Consider the following 19,816-nt stretch of genomic DNA (forward strand, 5'->3'; position numbering starts at 1 on the left):
TGCCGACTGACACAGGATTCGAGTGACAACCCATGCCAAAACGTACAGACATTAAAAGCATCCTGATTCTTGGTGCTGGCCCGATCGTGATCGGCCAGGCCTGCGAATTCGACTACTCCGGCGCCCAGGCCTGCAAGGCCCTGCGCGAAGAGGGTTACCGCGTCATTCTGGTCAACTCGAACCCGGCTACCATCATGACCGACCCGGCCATGGCGGACGCGACCTACATCGAGCCGATCAAATGGGCGACCGTCGCCAAGATCATCGAAAAAGAACGCCCTGATGCGCTGCTGCCAACCATGGGCGGCCAGACCGCACTGAACTGCGCACTGGATCTGGAGCGCGAAGGCGTTCTGGAGAAGTTCGGCGTTGAAATGATCGGCGCCAATGCCGACACCATCGACAAGGCTGAAGATCGCTCGCGTTTCGACAAGGCCATGAAGTCCATCGGCCTGGCGTGCCCGCGTTCCGGTATCGCCCACAGCATGGAAGAGGCCAATGCGGTCCTCGAAAAGCTGGGCTTCCCCTGCATCATTCGTCCGTCCTTCACCATGGGCGGCACCGGTGGTGGCATCGCGTACAACCGTGAAGAGTTCGAAGAAATCTGCGCCCGCGGTCTCGACCTGTCGCCGACCAAAGAGTTGCTGATCGACGAGTCGCTGATCGGTTGGAAAGAATACGAAATGGAAGTTGTCCGCGACAAAAAGGACAACTGCATCATCGTCTGCTCCATCGAAAACTTCGACCCGATGGGTGTCCACACCGGCGACTCCATCACGGTCGCGCCGGCGCAGACGCTCACCGACAAGGAATACCAGATTCTGCGTAATGCCTCGCTGGCGGTCCTGCGCGAGATCGGCGTCGAAACAGGCGGCTCGAACGTTCAGTTCGGTATCTGCCCGGACACTGGCCGCATGGTCGTGATCGAGATGAACCCACGTGTCTCTCGTTCTTCTGCGCTGGCCTCCAAGGCTACCGGCTTCCCGATCGCGCGAGTGGCAGCCAAGCTGGCTGTCGGCTACACGCTGGACGAGTTGCAGAACGAAATCACCGGCGGCAAGACCCCGGCGTCGTTCGAGCCATCGATCGACTACGTTGTCACCAAGCTGCCACGGTTTGCGTTCGAGAAGTTTGCCAAGGCCGATGCGCGTCTGACCACACAAATGAAGTCGGTCGGCGAAGTCATGGCCATCGGCCGGACCTTCCAGGAATCCTTGCAGAAAGCACTGCGCGGCCTTGAAGTGGGTGTCAGCGGTCTCGATCCGAAGCTGGACCTGAGCAATCCGGAAAGCATGAGCATTCTCAAGCGCGAACTGACGGTTCCGGGTGCCGAGCGCATCTGGTACGTCGCCGACGCTTTCCGTGCCGGCATGACAGTTGAACAAATTTTCGGCATGAACATGATCGACCCTTGGTTCCTGGTGCAGATCGAAGATCTGATCAAGGACGAAGAGAAGGTCAAGACCCTCGGTCTGTCGGCAATTGATCGCGATCTGATGTATCGCCTCAAGCGCAAGGGCTTCTCCGATGCACGCCTGGCCAAGCTGGTCGGTGTGACCGAGAAAAACCTGCGCACGCACCGTCACAAGCTGGACGTGCTGCCGGTCTACAAGCGCGTCGACACCTGCGCTGCCGAGTTCGCGACCGACACCGCGTACATGTACTCCACGTACGAGGAAGAGTGCGAAGCCAACCCGACGAATCGCGACAAGATCATGATTCTGGGTGGCGGTCCGAACCGCATTGGCCAGGGCATCGAGTTCGACTACTGCTGCGTCCACGCTGCACTGGCGCTGCGTGAAGACGGGTACGAGACCATCATGGTCAACTGCAACCCGGAAACCGTATCGACCGACTACGACACCTCCGACCGTCTGTACTTCGAGCCGGTGACCCTGGAAGACGTGCTGGAAATCGTCCGCGTCGAGAAGCCGAAAGGCGTGATCGTCCAGTACGGGGGCCAGACGCCTTTGAAACTGGCGCGCGCACTGGAAGCCGCAGGCGTGCCGATCATCGGCACCAGCCCGGACGCCATTGACCGTGCAGAAGACCGCGAGCGCTTCCAGCAAATGGTCGAGCGACTGAACCTGCGTCAGCCGCCAAACGCTACCGTGCGCAGCGAAGACGAAGCCATTCGGGCCGCGGCGAAGATCGGCTACCCGCTGGTGGTTCGTCCGTCCTACGTACTGGGCGGCCGTGCGATGGAGATCGTCTACGAAGAAGACGAACTCAAGCGCTACCTGCGTGAAGCGGTTCAAGTGTCCAACGACAGCCCGGTGCTGCTGGACCACTTCCTCAACTGCGCCATCGAGATGGACGTCGATGCGGTCTGCGACGGTACCGACGTGGTAATCGGCGCAATCATGCAGCACATCGAACAGGCCGGCGTTCACTCGGGTGACTCGGCATGCTCGCTGCCACCGTATTCGCTGCCTGCCCACATCCAGGACGAAATGCGTGAGCAGGTCAAGAAAATGGCCCTCGAGCTCGGCGTTGTCGGTTTGATGAACGTGCAGTTGGCATTGCAGGGTGAAGACATCTATGTTATCGAAGTGAACCCGCGCGCCTCGCGTACGGTACCGTTCGTTTCGAAGTGCATTGGTGTCTCGCTGGCGATGATTGCGGCTCGTGTCATGGCCGGCAAAACCCTGAAAGAACTCGGCTTCACCAAAGAGATCATCCCGAACTTCTACAGCGTGAAAGAGGCAGTGTTCCCATTCGCCAAATTCCCGGGTGTAGACCCGATCCTCGGCCCAGAGATGAAGTCGACGGGCGAAGTCATGGGGGTTGGCGACACCTTCGGCGAAGCTTTCGCGAAAGCCCAGATGGGCGCCAGCGAAGTGCTGCCAACTGGCGGCACGGCGTTCATCAGCGTGCGTGATGACGACAAGCCCCTGGTGGCAGGTGTTGCACGCAGCTTGATCGAGCTGGGCTTCGACATCGTTGCAACCGCCGGCACTGCACGTCTGATCGAAGAGGCTGGTCTGAAAGTTCGCCGCGTCAACAAGGTGACCGAGGGCCGTCCACACGTGGTCGACATGATCAAGAATGACGAAGTCACGCTGATCATCAACACCACTGAAGGTCGTCAGTCGATCGCCGACTCCTACTCTATTCGCCGCAATGCCCTGCAGCACAAGATTTACTGCACCACGACCATTGCCGCGGGCGAGGCCATCTGTGAAGCGCTGAAGTTCGGCCCTGAAAAAACCGTGCGCCGCTTGCAGGATCTACACGCAGGACTCAAAGCATGATCAAGTACCCAATGACCGTTCAGGGCGCTCGCGCCCTGGAAGAAGAACACGCACACCTGACCAAGGTCGTTCGTCCCAAACTCAGCCAGGACATCGGGACTGCGCGTGAGCTGGGCGATCTCAAGGAAAACGCGGAATACCATGCCGCCCGCGAACAGCAGGGGATGGTCGAAGCGCGCATTCGCGACATCGAAGGCCGAATCCAGAATCAGGTGATCATCGACGTCACTACGATCCCTCACACCGGCAAAGTGATCTTCGGCACCACTGTCGAAATCGCGAACGTTGAGACGGACGAGCGCGTCACCTACCACATCGTGGGTGAGGACGAAGCTGACTTCAAATTGGGCAAGATCTCGGTGGGTTCGCCGCTTGCTCGCGCGTTGATTGGCAAGGAAGAAGGCGATGTCGTCGCTGTGAAAACACCGAGCGGTGTGATCGAGTACGAAATCGTGGAAGTGCGTCACGTTTGATGATCGACACCCGCTTTGCGCGGGTGGTGATTCAGCCAGCGGGTTCGAAGGTCATTGACTGACCTTTCGAACCGGCGGTCGCATGTCCGGTCTGACCGAGTCTGCGCTCATCTTTCCAGGTGAGCGCCGAGTCGGAAGGTCAGCGCTTATTCGCCCTGACCCGACAGGATCAGTTGAAGCGGTGGACGTTGGAAAGCTGCTTGTTTACCTTCGGGTTCTTGCGGTAAATCAGCGCCATTTTGCCGATCACCTGCACCAGATCGGCCTTACCGACTTTGCACAGTTCAGCGATGGCTGCCAGGCGGCTCTCGCGGTCGAGGATGTTGAGTTTGATCTTGATCAACTCGTGATCGCCCAACGCGCGCTCCAGTTCGGCCAACACACCTTCAGTCAGACCATTGTCCGCCACCATCAACACCGGTTTCAGATGGTGACCAATGGATTTGTATTGTTTCTTCTGCTCTTGAGTGAGCGGCATAATCTGACCTCTGCGTCTGATCTTGTAAAAAGCGGCGGCCAGTTTACCCGAGCGAGTCCGGGACCGCCCGGTTAATCGCGACTCGTCCTAATTTTTTGAGGTGCTCCGTGGCACGTTCCAAAACCAGCCATAACTGGCTTAAAGAACACTTCGACGACAAGTACGTCAAAATGGCGCAGCGGGACGGTTACCGTTCCCGCGCCAGTTACAAGCTTCTCGAGATTCAGGAGAAGGACAAGATCATCCGTCCTGGCATGACGGTGATCGACCTGGGTGCAGCGCCAGGTGGCTGGTCGCAGGTGACCAGTCGTCTGATTGGTGGTCAGGGCCGTTTGATTGCATCGGACATCCTGGAAATGGACAGCATCCCCGACGTGACCTTCATCCAGGGTGATTTCACCCAGGACGAAGTGCTCGCTCAGATCCTCGAAGCTGTTGGTAATACGCAGGTCGACCTTGTGATTTCCGATATGGCCCCCAATATGAGTGGATTGAGCGCCGTGGACATGCCGCGCGCAATGTTCCTTTGTGAGCTGGCGCTGGATCTGGCCGGCCGCGTGCTGCGTCCTGGTGGCGATTTCCTGATCAAGGTCTTCCAGGGTGAGGGCTTCGATGTGTACCACAAGGACATCCGCAAGCTGTTCGACAAGGTGCAGATGCGCAAACCGTTGTCGTCACGAGACCGTTCCAGGGAGCAGTATTTGTTGGGTCGCGGGTTTCGCGGCATAGAAGGATCGGCGAGCGATGAGCGCCTTTGATCAAGCGATAGCTTTTTTCAAATAGCTTAATCAAGGGAGCGTAACCAACATCGCGTAGTCAAAGTTTCACAAAGGGTTACAGACGCCGCCTGCCACGCCTGTAGGATCTGTAGTACGTTAGGCCGGTAAATATCATGCGAGGCACGCTCCAGCGTGGAGCTTGCTTCAGAGGGTAGCTAATTGAACGATATGGCAAAGAATTTGATCCTGTGGTTGATCATCGCGGCGGTTCTCGTGACCGTGATGAACAACTTCTCCAGTCCTAACGAGCCGCAGACCCTCAACTATTCCGAATTCATCCAGCAGGTGAAGGACGGCAAGGTCGAGAAAGTTGCCGTTGACGGATACGTCATTACCGGCAAACGCAGCGATGGCGACTCTTTCAAGACCATCCGACCGGCTATCCAGGATAACGGCCTTATTGGCGATCTCGTCGATAACAACGTCGTGATCGAAGGCAAGCAACCTGAGCAGCAAAGCATCTGGACTCAGCTTCTGGTCGCCAGCTTCCCCATCCTCGTGATCATTGCCGTCTTCATGTTCTTCATGCGCCAGATGCAAGGTGGCGCAGGCGGCAAGGGCGGCCCGATGAGCTTTGGCAAAAGCAAAGCGCGTCTGCTGTCCGAAGATCAGGTGAAAACAACACTGGCTGACGTTGCCGGTTGCGACGAAGCCAAAGAGGAAGTCGGCGAGCTCGTCGAGTTCCTCCGCGATCCGGGCAAGTTCCAGCGGCTGGGTGGTCGTATTCCTCGCGGCGTGCTGATGGTAGGCCCTCCGGGTACCGGTAAAACCTTGTTGGCGAAGGCCATCGCGGGTGAAGCCAAGGTGCCGTTCTTCACGATTTCCGGTTCCGACTTCGTTGAAATGTTCGTCGGTGTTGGTGCAAGCCGTGTCCGTGACATGTTTGAGCAGGCCAAGAAGCATGCGCCTTGCATCATCTTCATCGACGAGATCGATGCTGTAGGTCGCCACCGTGGCGCCGGCATGGGCGGCGGTCACGATGAGCGTGAGCAGACGCTCAACCAGTTGCTGGTTGAGATGGACGGCTTTGAAATGAACGACGGCATCATCGTCATTGCCGCTACTAACCGTCCAGACGTCCTTGACCCTGCGCTGCTGCGTCCGGGCCGTTTCGACCGTCAGGTGGTCGTGGGCTTGCCCGACATCCGCGGTCGTGAACAGATTCTCAAAGTACACATGCGCAAAGTGCCAATGGGTGACGACGTTCAGCCAGGCGTGATTGCGCGTGGTACTCCGGGTTTCTCTGGTGCTGATCTTGCAAACCTGGTCAACGAGGCGTCGCTGTTCGCGGCTCGCACCGGTAAGCGCATCGTCGAGATGAAAGAATTCGAATTGGCGAAAGACAAAATCATGATGGGCGCCGAGCGCAAATCGATGGTCATGTCCGACAAAGAGAAGCGCAACACCGCTTATCACGAAGCCGGTCATGCAATTGTTGGTCGCGTCGTACCTGAGCATGATCCGGTCTACAAAGTGTCGATCATCCCGCGCGGTCGTGCGTTGGGTGTCACCATGTTCCTTCCCGAGGAAGATCGCTACAGCCTTTCCAAGCGTGCATTGATCAGTCAGATCTGCTCGCTGTACGGCGGTCGAATTGCGGAAGAAATGACATTGGGCTTCGATGGCGTGACCACCGGCGCCTCTAACGACATCATGCGGGCCAGCCAGATCGCTCGAAACATGGTCACCAAGTGGGGCCTGTCCGAGAAGCTGGGTCCGTTGATGTATTCGGACGAAGACGACGGCGGGTACCTCGGTCGTGGCGGTGGCGGTCAAAGCTCCAGCCTGTCGGGTGACACGGCACGTCTCATCGACTCTGAAGTGCGCAGCATCATCGATCAGTGCTACGGCACGGCCAGACAGATCCTCACGGATAATCGTGACAAGCTGGAAGCGATGGCCGACGCGCTGATGAAGTACGAAACCATCGACGCCGAGCAAATCGATGACATCATGGCAGGCCGCACACCCCGCGAGCCCCGCGATTGGGAAGGCGGTTCCGGAGATTCCGGCACCCCGATCGCACCTGTAGGTCCGCGTCCGGAATCGCCAATTGGCGGCCCAGCTGCTGAACACTAAGGTCTGACATGACTTCTGCGCTTCACCCGACCCGGTTGCCTTGCGGCAACCGGGTTCTTGATTTATCCCGCACGCACGTGATGGGGATCCTCAATATCACCCCCGATTCGTTCTCGGACGGCGGCCGTTTCGCGCAGCGCGACCTGGCGCTGCGTCATGCCGAAGCGATGATGCTGGCGGGTGCGACCTTGATCGATGTAGGGGGCGAGTCAACGCGTCCCGGTGCGCGATCTGTTTCTCCTGTCGAAGAGCTGGAGCGTGTGGCGCCTGTCGTCGAGGCGATCAGCGCCGAGCTGGACGTGATCATTTCGGTGGATACCTCCACGCCGGCCGTCATTCGTGAGACTGCGCGCCTGGGGGCAGGGCTCATTAATGATGTTCGCTCGCTGCGTCGTGACGGTGCACTGGACGCCGCTGTGGCGACGGGTTTGCCGGTCTGCCTCATGCACATGCGCGGCGAGCCTACGGACATGCAGAATGATCCCCACTACACTGACCTGATCGGTGAGGTCAGTGCCTTCTTGCGCGAGCGCCTTGAGCAATGCGTCGCGGCGGGAATTCCGCCCGAGATGATCATCCTCGATCCAGGATTCGGCTTTGCCAAGACCCTCGAGCACAATCTAAGTCTGTTCAAGCACATGGAAGCACTTCATGCGCTGGGCCGTCCGCTGTTGGTCGGTGTCTCTCGCAAGAGCATGATTGGCAAGGTGCTCGACAAGCCTGTTGATCAGCGTCTGCATGGCGCCCTCGCGCTTGCCGCCATGGCCATGGTCAAAGGCGCAAAAATTCTACGTGTGCACGACGTCTCGGAGACGGTTGACGTAGTGCGTATGATTGCTGCTGTTGAATCAGCAAAATAAGAAATCTGGAGCACCCATGACCTCTAAAAAATACTTCGGTACCGACGGTATCCGCGGACGTGTCGGCCAATTCCCTATCACCCCTGATTTCATGCTGAAGTTGGGATGGGCAGCAGGGATGGCGTTCCGGAAAATGGGCGCGTGCCGAATCCTGGTTGGCAAGGACACTCGCATTTCGGGCTACATGTTCGAGTCGGCGCTTGAAGCCGGGTTATCCGCTGCGGGTGCGGATGTGATGCTGCTCGGCCCGATGCCGACACCTGCGATTGCCTACCTCACGCGTACGTTTCATGCCGAGGCGGGCATCGTGATCAGCGCGTCGCACAATCCGCACTACGATAACGGCATCAAGTTTTTCTCCGGGCAGGGCACCAAGCTGCCTGATGAAATCGAACTGATGATCGAGGAACTGCTTGATTCACCGATGACCGTCGAGGAGTCCGAAAAGCTTGGCAAGGTGTCGCGAATCAATGACGCCGCGGGCCGTTACATCGAATTCTGTAAGAGCAGTGTTCCGACCAGTACTGATTTTGACGGGTTGAAGCTCGTTGTCGATTGCGCCCATGGCGCCACGTACAAAGTGGCGCCAAACGTGTTCCGTGAGCTTGGCGCCGAGGTGACCGTGCTGTCGGCGGCCCCCAACGGGCTCAACATCAATGACAACTGCGGCTCCACCCACATGGGAGCGCTGCAGGCCGCCGTTGTCGAGCATGGCGCTGACCTGGGCATCGGTTTCGATGGCGACGGCGACCGTGTGCTGATGGTCGACCACACTGGCGCGATCGTCGATGGTGATGAACTGCTTTACATCATTGCGCGAGACCTTCAAGAGCGCGGCCAGTTGCAGGGAGGTGTCGTCGGCACCCTGATGAGCAACCTCGGGCTGGAGCTGGCACTTGGGGATCTAGACATCCCGTTCGTGCGCGCCAACGTCGGTGACCGTTATGTCATCGCCGAGCTGCTGGAGCGCGACTGGCAAGTGGGCGGCGAGAACTCGGGCCATGTCGTGTGCTTCCGTCACACCACAACCGGGGATGCGATCATCGCCGCCCTGCAGGTGCTGCTGTCGATGAAGCGTACAAGCATGAGCCTCGCACAATCGCGTTCAGGTTTGAAGAAATGCCCTCAGGTATTGGTCAATGTGCGCTTCGAGGGTGGAGGCGTTGATCCGGTCAAACACCCCGCCGTTATTGAAGCGTGTGATCGCGTGACCGCCGCCATGGGCGGGCGTGGACGTGTGCTTCTGCGCAAGTCCGGTACCGAGCCGCTTGTGCGGGTAATGGTCGAGGGCGAGGACGAAATCCTGGTTCGCGGGTATGCCGACGAACTGGCAAAACTGGTTGCTGAAGTTTGCGCCTGATTTCGGCTTGCCAGTGTTGAAACTGTTGGGTAACATCTGCGCCCACTTTGACCGACGAGGTACAGCATGCGTCGCCCTATGGTAGCTGGTAACTGGAAGATGCACGGTACCCGCGCCAGCGTCGCTGAGCTGATCGAGGGTCTTGCAAATCTCGCCCTTCCGGGTGGCGTTGATGTGGCGGTCTTCCCGCCTAGCCTGCACGTGAGTCTTGTGGTTGATTGCCTTGAAGGGCAGTCGATCTCTGTCGGTGCGCAGAATTGCGCTCATCAGGCAGGCCAGGGCGCGTTGACTGGAGAGGTGTCGTCGACTCAGTTGGCGGATGCAGGTTGCAAGTTTGTGCTTGTCGGGCACTCTGAGCGTCGCCAGATAATGGGCGAGAGCAATGAGGTGCTTAATCGCAAGTTCGAGGCCGTCCAGGCGGCAGGTCTGACGCCGATACTGTGTATCGGTGAGACGCTCGAGGAGCGAGAAGCCGGCAAGACCCTTGAGGTTGTCGGGCAGCAGCTTGGCAGCATCATCGAAGAACTTGGCGTCGGCGCTTTCGTTAATGCGGTAATCGCCTATGAGCCAGTCTGGGCCATTGGTACCGGATTGACTGCCTCGCCGGAACAGGCGCAGGAAGTGCACGCAGCGATTCGTGCGCAGTTGATGAAAGAGAATTCTGAAGTCGCACAAGGTGTGCGTCTTCTATATGGCGGCAGCGTGAAGGCGGCCAATGCGGTCGAACTGTTCGGCATGCCGGATATCGATGGAGGCCTCATTGGTGGCGCCTCCCTGAATGCAGATGAGTTCGGTGCGATCATTCGCGCCGCGGGAAACTGAAAAAATGCTGGAAACAGTCGTAGTCGTTCTTCATCTGCTGGGTGCTCTTGGCGTTGTTGCTCTGGTTTTGCTGCAGCAGGGTAAAGGTGCCGACGCTGGCGCATCATTTGGAGCAGGTGCATCAAATACTGTGTTCGGTGGACAAGGTTCCTCTACCTTTCTCAGTAAACTTACTGCTATACTTGCCGCCTGTTTCTTCATGACTAGCTTAGGGTTAGGTTACTTTGCTAAAGAGAAAGCTCACCAGCTGACTCAAGTAGGTTTGCCAAATCCAGCGGTACTGGAAGTGAAGCAAAAGCCGGCAGCAGATGATGTTCCGGTTCTGGAAGGGCAACAGAAACCAGCTGCAGTACCTGCTGATGTTCCTGCCACTCCAGAGCAGAAGTAACACCGGATTCGCAGCTGTTTTTGGGGCTGCAAAAGAGTTGTAATGCCGAGGTGGTGGAATTGGTAGACACGCAACCTTGAGGTGGTTGTGCCCATAGGGTGTAGGGGTTCGAGTCCCCTTCTCGGTACCAATTAACAAGAAAGCCCGCAGTAGCGGGCTTTCTTGTAGGTGGATGTGTCGGATTGACCCAAATTTGGATCGGTCGTATACTTCCGCCCCAGCTTTGTCGCGGGGTGGAGCAGTCTGGTAGCTCGTCGGGCTCATAACCCGAAGGTCGTTGGTTCAAATCCAGCCCCCGCAACCAGTTTTAGCGGAGCCCCTTTTCAGGGGCTTTTTGTTAGCTGGACACTTTATGACGCCGCTTTTCGCAGGCGTTTTCATGATTGGGCTTCTGCCCATTTTTTATTTGCAGCATGCACGAGGGGGTTCAGGTGTCGAGCAAGCTAGAAGAGTTGCAGGCCTTGTTGGCCCCGGTGGTCGTGGCCCTAGGCTATGAATGCTGGGGTATCGAGTATTCGTCTCAAGGGCGTCACTCGATGTTGCGCGTCTATATCGATAAAGAAGGCGGCGTGTTGGTGGACGATTGCGCGATCGTCAGCCGTCAGATCAGCGGTATTCTGGATGTAGAAGATCCGATCAGCTCCGAATATACGCTCGAAGTTTCCTCTCCAGGCATGGAACGCCCACTGTTTACCATTGAGCAGTTTGCGGAATTTGCCGGGGCACAAGTGAAGATAAAGCTGCGTTCGCCGTTTGAAGGTCGACGCAACTTTCAAGGCCTTCTCCGCGGGGTGGAGGAGCAGGACGTCGTGGTCCAGGTTGAAGATCACGAGTTTCTGTTGCCGATCGATCTGATCGACAAAGCCAACATTATTCCCACGTTTGACTAAGACGTGCCAGATACAGCGGATCCCGCGGATCCAATGGCTTGCGAAAGGCGAGGCGTACGATGAGCAAAGAAGTACTGCTGGTTGTTGAATCGGTATCCAATGAAAAAGGCGTACCGGCCGATGTGATTTTTGAAGCGCTTGAAATAGCTCTGGCTACGGCCACCAAAAAGCGTTTTGAAGACGAAGTAGACCTGCGTGTCGAGATCAATCGTCAAACAGGTGCATATGAGACTTTCCGTCGCTGGACCGTCGTCGAAGAAGACGACCTCGACGACCCGGCCATCGAGACATGGCCTAGCAAAGTTGCTCTGACCCACCCGGGCGCCAACGTTGGCGACGTAGTGGAAGAAAAGATCGATTCCATCGAGTTCGGCCGCATCGCTGCGCAGACTGCCAAGCAAGTCATTGTGCAGAAAGTTCGCGAAGCCGAGCGAGCTCAAGTCGTGGACGCCTACCGTGAGCGTCTGGGCGAAATCATTTCCGGCACTGTTAAAAAAGTTACACGTGACAATGTCATCGTCGACCTTGGCAACAATGCCGAAGCTCTGCTGGCGCGTGAAGACATCATTTCGCGGGAGACTTTCCGCGTAGGTGTCCGCGTTCGTGCATTGCTCAAAGAGATCCGCACCGAAAACCGTGGCCCTCAGCTGATCCTGTCGCGTACCGCGCCGGAAATGCTGATCGAGCTGTTCCGGATTGAAGTTCCGGAAATCGCCGAAGGACTCATCGAGGTGATGGCTGCCTCTCGTGATCCTGGTTCGCGTGCAAAGATCGCAGTTCGCTCCAAGGACAAACGCATTGACCCGCAAGGCGCGTGCATCGGCATGCGTGGTTCGCGCGTGCAGGCTGTTTCCGGCGAGTTGGGCGGCGAGCGTGTGGATATCGTGCTTTGGGACGATAACCCGGCGCAGTTCGTCATCAACGCCATGTCGCCTGCCGAAGTGGCAGCGATCATCGTTGATGAAGATGCCCACGCCATGGACATCGCTGTAGGCGCAGATAACCTCGCCCAGGCGATTGGCCGCGGTGGCCAGAACGTGCGGTTGGCCAGTCAGTTGACTGGCTGGACCCTTAACGTGATGACCGAATCGGACATCCAGGCCAAGCAGCAAGCGGAAACCGGTGACATCCTGCGCAACTTTATCGACGAGCTGGAAGTCGATGAGGATCTCGCTCAGGTTCTGGTAGACGAAGGCTTCACCAGCCTGGAAGAGATTGCCTACGTACCGTTGGAAGAAATGCTCAACATCGACGGCTTTGACGAAGACACCGTCAACGAGCTTCGCGCTCGTGCCAAGGATCGTTTGTTGACTAAAGCCATCGCTACTGAGGAAAAGCTGGCAGACGCCCATCCGGCCGAAGACCTGCTCTCGCTTGAGGGTATGGACAAGGATTTGGCGATGGAACTGGCGGTGCGCGGCGTAATTACCCGCGAAGACCTGGCCGAGCAGTCTATTGACGATCTGCTCGACATCGACGGCATTGACGATGATCGTGCCGGCAAGTTGATCATGGCCGCCCGAGCCCATTGGTTCGAGTAAGTAGATGCGGCCTGAGGAGAGAAGTGCATGACGCAAGTCACGGTGAAAGAACTGGCCAAGACGGTCGACACACCGGTAGAGCGCCTGTTACAGCAGATGCGTGAGGCAGGTTTGCCGCACAACGCCGCCGAACAAGTTGTGACCGATATTGAAAAACAAGCCCTGTTGACCCACCTGAAAAGCGGTCACAAGGCCAAGGTGGAAGAGCCGCGCAAGATTACCTTGCAGCGCAAGACCACCAGTACCCTGCGCGTTGCTGGCAGCAAAAGCATCAGCGTTGAAGTACGCAAAAAGAAAGTCTTTGTTCAGCGCAGCCCGGAAGAAATCGAAGCCGAACGCAAGCGCGAGCTGGACGAACGTCGTGCGGTAGAAAATGCCGCTCGTCAAAAGGCTGAAGAAGAATCCCGTCAGCGTGCCGAAGAAGAAGCGCGCCGTCAGCCTTCGTCTGGTGCCCCCGCTGCCGAGGCTGTTGCAGCGCCGGCACCGGCTCCGCAAGCTGCCGAGCCAGCCCGGGAAACTCCGGCTGCGGCACCTGCGCCTGTCGCCGATCGCAAGAAAGACGAACAGCGTCGCCCCGACAAACCACGCAATGACGACAACAATCGTCGCAGCGGCGGTGGTGACGGCGATCGCAAGAACGCCCCGCATCGTGCATCGGTCAAGGAAAAGGCGCCAACGCCACGCGTTGCTCCTCGTACTACCGACGAAGAAAGCGATGGCTTCCGTCGCGGCGGTCGCGGCAAGGCCAAGCTGAAGAAGCGCAACGCGCACGGTTTCCAGAGCCCTACCGGCCCTGTCGTTCGTGAAGTGAAGATCGGCGAAACCATCAGCGTGGGCGATCTCGCTCAGCAGATGTCGGTCAAAGCGGCCGAGATCATCAAGTTCATGTTCAAGCTGGGTACTCCGGCCACCATCAACCAGGTTCTGGATCAGGAAACTGCCCAGCTGGTCGCTGAAGAATTGGGCCATAAAGTGACCCTGGTCAGCGACACCGCGCTGGAAGATTCCCTGGCCGAGTCCCTGAAGTTCGAAGGTGAGACGTTCTCCCGTGCGCCGGTTGTAACGGTCATGGGTCACGTTGACCACGGTAAGACCTCGCTGCTCGACTACATCCGTCGTGCCAAGGTTGCTGCGGGCGAAGCCGGTGGTATCACCCAGCACATCGGTGCGTACCACGTGGAAACCGAACGTGGCATGGTGACGTTCCTCGATACCCCGGGTCACGCTGCGTTTACCGCAATGCGTGCTCGTGGTGCCAAGGCAACCGACATCGTGATTCTGGTTGTCGCTGCCGACGACGGTGTCATGCCGCAGACCATCGAAGCCGTGCAACACGCCAAGGCTGCCGGTGTTCCGCTGGTCGTTGCCGTGAACAAGATCGACAAGCCGGGCGCTGACCTGGACCGTATCCGCAGTGAACTGTCCGTTCACGGCGTAACGTCCGAAGAGTGGGGCGGCGAGACACCTTTCGTCTCGGTCTCCGCGAAGATGGGTACTGGCGTTGACGAGCTGCTTGAAGCCGTTCTGCTGCAGGCCGAAGTTCTGGAATTGATGGCAACGCCATCGGCTCCGGGTCGCGGTGTTGTTGTCGAATCGCGTCTGGACAAGGGCCGTGGCCCGGTTGCTACTGTTCTGGTTCAGGACGGTACGCTGCGTCAGGGCGACATGGTTCTGGTTGGCTCCAACTACGGTCGCGTTCGGGCAATGCTCGACGAGAACGGCAAGCCAATCAAGGAAGCCGGCCCGTCGATCCCAGTCGAGATTCTCGGCCTGGACGGTACGCCGGACGCTGGCGACGAGATGAGCGTGGTTGCCGACGAGAAGAAAGCCCGTGAAGTGGCTCTGTTCCGTCAAGGCAAGTTCCGCGAAGTCAAGCTGGCCCGTGCTCACGCCGGCAAGCTGGAAAACATCTTCGAGAACATGGGTCAGGAAGAGAAGAAGACGCTCAACATCGTCCTCAAATCCGATGTCCGTGGTTCTCTGGAAGCGTTGCAGGGTGCTTTGAATGGCCTGGGTAACGACGAAGTGCAAGTGCGTGTAGTGGGCGGCGGTGTCGGTGGTATCACCGAAAGCGACGCCAACCTGGCACTGGCCTCCAACGCTGTACTGTTCGGCTTCAACGTACGTGCCGATGCTGGCGCGCGCAAGATCGTCGAGCAGGAAGGTCTGGATATGCGTTACTACAACGTTATCTACGACATCATCGAAGACGTCAAGAAGGCCCTCACCGGCATGCTTGGCAGCGACGTTCGGGAGAACATCCTGGGTATCGCTGAAGTCCGCGACGTGTTCCGCTCGCCGAAATTCGGCGCGATCGCAGGTTGCATGGTCATTGAAGGCGTTGTCTTCCGTAACCGTCCAATCCGTGTACTGCGTGAAGACATCGTTATCTTCGAAGGCGAGCTGGAATCCCTGCGCCGCTTCAAGGATGACGCTTCCGAAGTACGTGCCGGCATGGAATGCGGTATCGGCGTCAAGAGCTACAACGACGTCAAGGTCGGTGACAAGATCGAAGTCTTCGAGAAGGTCCAAGTGGCTCGCAGCCTCTAAATCGCGAGCTTCAGGAGTCATGGCTTGCGCCGCATGAAAATGCCAGGCGTCGGCCATGGACTCTAAACGCAACGCCCGGTCCGGCTCTCGCCAGGCCGGGCGTTTGCCGCTTTCAGACCACATGGCTTTTGCCATGAGTCAGCAGTGACAGGTAACAAGACATGGCAAAAGAATACAGCCGTACCCAACGTATCGGCGATCAGATGCAGCGCGAGCTGGCACAGCTGATCCGTCGTGAAATCAAGGACCCCCGCGTAGGGCTGGTCACCATCACCGCCGTTGACGTCAGCCGTGACGTCGGCCACGCGAAAATCTTCATGACCGTGATGGGGCAGGACAGCGCCGAAGAAATCGCACAGTCCATCAAGGTGCTCAATGCTGCTGCAGGATTCCTGCGTATGCAGCTGGCCCGTGAGATGAAGCTGCGCAGCGTGCCGCAACTGCATTTCCATTACGACGAAAGCGTTGCCCGTGGCGCGCATTTGTCGGCATTGATCGAGCGGGCAGTGGCTGAAGATGGTCAGCACCAAACCGCACCCAAGCAAGACGGTTCGGAGGAATAAGGCGTGGCTCAGGTCAAGCGTATTCGCCGTAACGTCAGCGGGATCATCCTGCTCGACAAGCCGCTGGGGTTCACATCCAACGCCGCGCTGCAAAAAGTGCGCTGGTTGCTCAACGCAGAAAAAGCAGGGCATACGGGCAGTCTGGATCCGCTGGCCACCGGCGTTCTGCCGCTGTGCTTCGGTGAAGCGACCAAGTTTTCCCAATACCTGCTCGACTCTGACAAGGGTTATGAAACCCTGATGCAGCTTGGCAAGACCACTACCACGGCCGATGCCGAGGGTGAGGTCCTGCAGACGCGGCCTGTGACCGTTGGTCGTTCGGATATCGAAGCGGTGCTTCCGGCATTTCGGGGGAATATCAGTCAGATACCGCCGATGTACTCCGCCCTCAAGCGCGACGGTCAGCCGTTATACAAGTTGGCCCGGGCTGGGGAAGTGGTGGAGCGTGAACCGCGTTCTGTTACTATTGCGCGCCTGGAATTATTGGCGTGCGAAGGTGAGACCGCTCGTTTGGCGGTCGACTGCACAAAAGGCACCTATATTCGTACCCTCGTGGAAGATATCGGTGAAAAGCTGGGCTGCGGTGCTTACGTTGCTCAGCTTCGTCGTACCCAGGCCGGTCCTTTCACGCTGGCCCAGACCGTAACGCTGGAAGAGCTGGAAGCGGTGCATGCCGAAGGCGGGAACGAAGCGGTTGATCGCTTCCTGATGCCATCGGACAGCGGGTTGCTGGATTGGCCGCTGCTGCAGTTTTCAGAGCACAGTTCGTTTTACTGGCTGCATGGTCAGCCAGTGAGAGCCCCCGACGCGCCGAAGTTCGGCATGGTGCGGGTGCAGGATCATGAAGGACGCTTCATCGGGATCGGTGAAGTGAGTGAAGACGGGCGCATTGCGCCGCGTCGACTGATTCGGTCAGAGTGACCGGACCCGTCGCGGCAGGGTTTCCTGGCACGGCGGTACGAGGGTGGCTGTTAACAGGCATGGTCACTCCTCACATTTAAATACGAGAGTCAGCTCTCGGCCTGTTGAAACCGTCTCCCCGGAGCGGTTTCTTGATAAAAGGAATGCCCACATGGCACTCAGCGTTGAAGATAAAGCTCAGATCGTAACCGACTACCAGCAAGCTGTTGGTGATACTGGTTCGCCAGAAGTGCAAGTTGCACTGCTGACCGCCAACATCAACAAACTGCAAGGCCACTTCAAGGCCAACGGTAAGGATCACCACTCCCGTCGTGGTCTGATCCGTATGGTAAACCAGCGTCGCAAGCTGCTGGATTACCTGAAAGGTAAGGACGTTAGCCGTTACAGCGCCCTGATCGGTCGTCTGGGTCTGCGTCGCTAATAACGACTCGGATAGAGGTTGGTTGGTCGTCATGTTCCGCTGGTTTTATCAGTGGGGTGGCGGCCTCCCAGCCTCTAGTTGTATCTGGACTGCCGAAGGGTCCGATTCCCCTAGCTGCCCAAGAATTCGCAAGAAACCAGTTCCCCAAGAGCCACAAAGAAGGTAGGAAACCGTGAACCCGGTAATCAAGAAATTTCAATTCGGTCAATCGACCGTAACCCTCGAGACTGGCCGTATTGCCCGTCAAGCCTCTGGTGCTGTATTGGTCACCGTTGACGACGACGTCACCGTTCTCGTGACTGTGGTCGGCGCCAAGCATGCAGACGCAAGCAAAGGCTTTTTCCCTCTTTCCGTTCACTACCAGGAAAAGACCTACGCCGCGGGCAAGATCCCTGGTGGTTTCTTCAAGCGTGAAGGCCGCCCTTCCGAAAAAGAAACACTGACCTCGCGTTTGATCGACCGTCCGATCCGCCCACTGTTTCCAGAAGGCTTCATGAACGAAGTGCAGGTTGTCTGCACCGTCGTCTCTACCAGCAAGAAAACCGATCCGGACGTCGCTGCGATGATCGGTACTTCGGCTGCTCTGGCCATCTCCGGCATTCCGTTCGACGGCCCGATCGGTGCCGCGCGCGTTGCTTTCCACGAGAGCACAGGCTACCTGCTGAACCCGACTTACGAGCAACTGAAAGCATCGAGCCTGGACATGGTCGTTGCCGGTACCGAAGAAGCGGTGCTGATGGTTGAGTCGGAAGCCAAAGAGCTGACTGAAGACCAGATGCTGGGTGCCGTGCTGTTCGCCCACGACGAATTCCAGTCGGTCATCAAGGCCGTCAAAGAGCTGGCCGCCGAAGCTGCCAAGCCAACCTGGAACTGGGCGCCTAAAGCTGAAGCCACTGAACTGCTGGGCGCTATCCGCTCCGAGTTCGGCACAGCGATCTCCGAGGCGTACACCATCACCGTCAAGGCCGATCGTTATGCTCGCCTGGGTGAGCTGAAGGATCAGGTTGTTGCCAAGCTGGCTGTTGAAGACGGCAGCCCGTCCGCCAGCGAAGTCAAAGCGGCGTTCGGCGAAATCGAATACCGCACCGTTCGCGAAAACATCGTCAACGGCAAACCACGTATCGACGGTCGCGACACCAAGACTGTTCGTCCGTTGAACATCGAAGTCGGCGTTCTGCCGAAGACTCACGGTTCGGCACTGTTCACCCGTGGCGAAACGCAGGCGCTGGTCGTGGCCACCCTGGGTACCGCGCGTGACGCTCAACTGCTCGACACCCTCGAAGGCGAGAAAAAAGACCCGTTCATGCTGCACTACAACTTCCCTCCGTTCTCGGTGGGCGAGTGTGGTCGCATGGGTGGCGCAGGTCGTCGTGAAATCGGTCACGGTCGTCTGGCCCGCCGTTCGGTTCAGGCCATGCTGCCTGCTGCCGACGTGTTCCCGTACACCATCCGTGTCGTATCGGAAATCACCGAGTCCAACGGCTCCAGCTCCATGGCTTCGGTCTGTGGTGCTTCGCTGGCCCTGATGGACGCTGGTGTTCCAATGAAGGCGCCGGTTGCCGGTATCGCCATGGGTCTGGTTAAAGAAGGCGAGAAGTTTGCCATCCTGACCGACATTCTGGGTGACGAAGACCACCTGGGCGATATGGACTTCAAGGTAGCCGGTACCGCCAAAGGCGTCACCGCGCTGCAGATGGACATCAAGATCAAAGGCATCACCGAAGAGATCATGGAGATCGCTTTGGGTCAGGCGCTGGAAGCGCGTCTGAACATCCTGGGCCAGATGAACACCATCATTGGTCAGTCGCGTACCGAGCTGTCGGAAAACGCGCCGACCATGATCGCGATGAAGATTGACACCGACAAGATCCGTGACGTCATCGGCAAAGGCGGCGCGACCATCCGTGCCATCTGTGAAGAGACCAAAGCGTCGATCGACATCGAAGACGACGGCTCGATCAAGATCTTTGGCGAAACCAAGGAAGCTGCTGAAGCTGCACGTCAGCGCGTTCTGGGTATCACCGCTGAAGCCGAGATCGGCAAGATCTACATCGGCAAGGTTGAGCGCATCGTCGACTTCGGTGCGTTCGTTAACATCCTGCCGGGCAAAGACGGTCTGGTGCACATCTCCATGTTGAGCGACGCTCGCGTAGAGAAAGTCACCGACATCTTGCAAGAAGGTCAGGAAGTCGAAGTTCTGGTGCTGGACGTGGACAATCGCGGTCGCATCAAGCTGTCGATCAAAGACGTAGCAGCTGCCAAGGCGTCGGGGGTTTAACCCGCTCTACCGCAGCTGATCAAAAAGAGCCCTTCGGGGCTCTTTTTTTTGAATGCAATTAATGGCTTAAGGATGCAGACCGTCGCTTGGCAGCTGGTCAGAACATGCATCTTGCAAGCGGAACTTTCCCAAAGCGGGCAATCTGCACGACCCCCGTGG

General features: G+C 57.9%; 16 protein-coding genes and 2 tRNA genes. 17 read left to right on the plus strand and 1 reads right to left on the minus strand.

Translation table 11 applies throughout. The annotated features are described in order from the left end of the window. The first annotated feature begins 32 nt into the window (after nt 1–32). Together carB and greA are read left to right on the plus strand one after the other, a co-directional pair. On the plus strand, nt 33–3,254 hold the full coding sequence (gene carB, locus IFT47_RS16770; protein WP_192173310.1) for a carbamoyl-phosphate synthase large subunit: 3,222 nt from the start codon (nt 33–35) through the stop codon (nt 3,252–3,254). After that, nucleotides 3,251–3,727: a transcription elongation factor GreA gene (greA, locus tag IFT47_RS16775; protein WP_122535420.1), complete on the plus strand. Its 477-nt coding sequence runs from the start codon at nt 3,251–3,253 to the stop codon at nt 3,725–3,727. The genes carB and greA overlap by 4 nt, the downstream gene beginning before the upstream one ends. 169 nt (nt 3,728–3,896) lie before the next feature. Here the strand turns inward: greA and IFT47_RS16780 are convergent, their stop codons facing one another. After that, on the minus strand, nt 3,897–4,205 hold the full coding sequence (locus tag IFT47_RS16780) for a YhbY family RNA-binding protein (RefSeq protein WP_074888472.1): 309 nt from the start codon (nt 4,203–4,205) through the stop codon (nt 3,897–3,899). A 107-nt stretch (nt 4,206–4,312) separates the two neighbouring features. Here IFT47_RS16780 and rlmE point away from each other — a divergent pair, with 107 nt between their 5' ends. The 15 genes from rlmE (at nt 4,313) to pnp (ending at nt 19,657) form a co-directional block, all read left to right on the plus strand. Beyond that, nucleotides 4,313–4,963: a 23S rRNA (uridine(2552)-2'-O)-methyltransferase RlmE gene (gene rlmE, locus IFT47_RS16785; RefSeq protein WP_065987607.1), complete on the plus strand. Its 651-nt coding sequence runs from the start codon at nt 4,313–4,315 to the stop codon at nt 4,961–4,963. A gap of 189 nt (nt 4,964–5,152) precedes the next feature. Continuing rightward, nucleotides 5,153–7,063, plus strand: a complete 1,911-nt coding sequence (gene ftsH / locus IFT47_RS16790) for an ATP-dependent zinc metalloprotease FtsH (RefSeq protein ID WP_192173309.1) — start codon at nt 5,153–5,155, stop codon at nt 7,061–7,063. A gap of 8 nt (nt 7,064–7,071) precedes the next feature. Next, entirely contained in the window at nt 7,072–7,923 is an 852-nt protein-coding gene (gene folP / locus IFT47_RS16795; protein ID WP_192173308.1) for a dihydropteroate synthase, read from the plus strand. Between the two features lie 16 nt (nt 7,924–7,939). Continuing rightward, entirely contained in the window at nt 7,940–9,283 is a 1,344-nt protein-coding gene (glmM, locus tag IFT47_RS16800) for a phosphoglucosamine mutase (protein ID WP_192173467.1), read from the plus strand. 66 nt (nt 9,284–9,349) lie between these two features. Next, the gene (tpiA, locus tag IFT47_RS16805; RefSeq protein WP_192173307.1) at nt 9,350–10,105 is read left to right on the plus strand and encodes a triose-phosphate isomerase; all 756 of its coding nucleotides are present in this window, start codon (nt 9,350–9,352) and stop codon (nt 10,103–10,105) included. Between the two features lie 4 nt (nt 10,106–10,109). Next, entirely contained in the window at nt 10,110–10,493 is a 384-nt protein-coding gene (gene secG, locus IFT47_RS16810; protein ID WP_074888489.1) for a preprotein translocase subunit SecG, read from the plus strand. Nucleotides 10,494–10,537: 44 nt separating this feature from the next. Next, nucleotides 10,538–10,623, plus strand: a tRNA-Leu gene (locus IFT47_RS16815). Between the two features lie 97 nt (nt 10,624–10,720). Continuing rightward, nucleotides 10,721–10,797, plus strand: a tRNA-Met gene (locus tag IFT47_RS16820). A gap of 127 nt (nt 10,798–10,924) precedes the next feature. Further along, on the plus strand, nt 10,925–11,383 hold the full coding sequence (rimP, locus tag IFT47_RS16825) for a ribosome maturation factor RimP (RefSeq protein WP_163022007.1): 459 nt from the start codon (nt 10,925–10,927) through the stop codon (nt 11,381–11,383). A gap of 59 nt (nt 11,384–11,442) precedes the next feature. After that, nucleotides 11,443–12,924 (plus strand): transcription termination factor NusA, encoded by a 1,482-nt coding sequence (gene nusA / locus IFT47_RS16830; protein ID WP_065987602.1) that lies wholly within the window; start codon nt 11,443–11,445, stop codon nt 12,922–12,924. A 27-nt stretch (nt 12,925–12,951) separates the two neighbouring features. Continuing rightward, entirely contained in the window at nt 12,952–15,474 is a 2,523-nt protein-coding gene (gene infB, locus IFT47_RS16835; protein ID WP_192173306.1) for a translation initiation factor IF-2, read from the plus strand. Nucleotides 15,475–15,635: 161 nt separating this feature from the next. Further along, nucleotides 15,636–16,037, plus strand: coding sequence for a 30S ribosome-binding factor RbfA (rbfA, locus tag IFT47_RS16840; RefSeq protein WP_037015118.1), 402 nt, complete (start codon nt 15,636–15,638; stop codon nt 16,035–16,037). Between the two features lie 3 nt (nt 16,038–16,040). After that, a complete protein-coding gene (truB, locus tag IFT47_RS16845) occupies nt 16,041–16,958 on the plus strand; it encodes a tRNA pseudouridine(55) synthase TruB (protein ID WP_133776826.1) in 918 nt (305 codons plus the stop codon). A 151-nt stretch (nt 16,959–17,109) separates the two neighbouring features. Continuing rightward, on the plus strand, nt 17,110–17,379 hold the full coding sequence (gene rpsO / locus IFT47_RS16850) for a 30S ribosomal protein S15 (protein ID WP_037015114.1): 270 nt from the start codon (nt 17,110–17,112) through the stop codon (nt 17,377–17,379). Nucleotides 17,380–17,551: 172 nt separating this feature from the next. Beyond that, on the plus strand, nt 17,552–19,657 hold the full coding sequence (pnp, locus tag IFT47_RS16855; protein ID WP_192173305.1) for a polyribonucleotide nucleotidyltransferase: 2,106 nt from the start codon (nt 17,552–17,554) through the stop codon (nt 19,655–19,657). The last annotated feature ends 159 nt before the right edge of the window (nt 19,658–19,816 follow it).

Source organism: Pseudomonas sp. CFBP 13711 (assembly GCF_014842265.1).
Lineage (GTDB): Bacteria > Pseudomonadota > Gammaproteobacteria > Pseudomonadales > Pseudomonadaceae > Aquipseudomonas.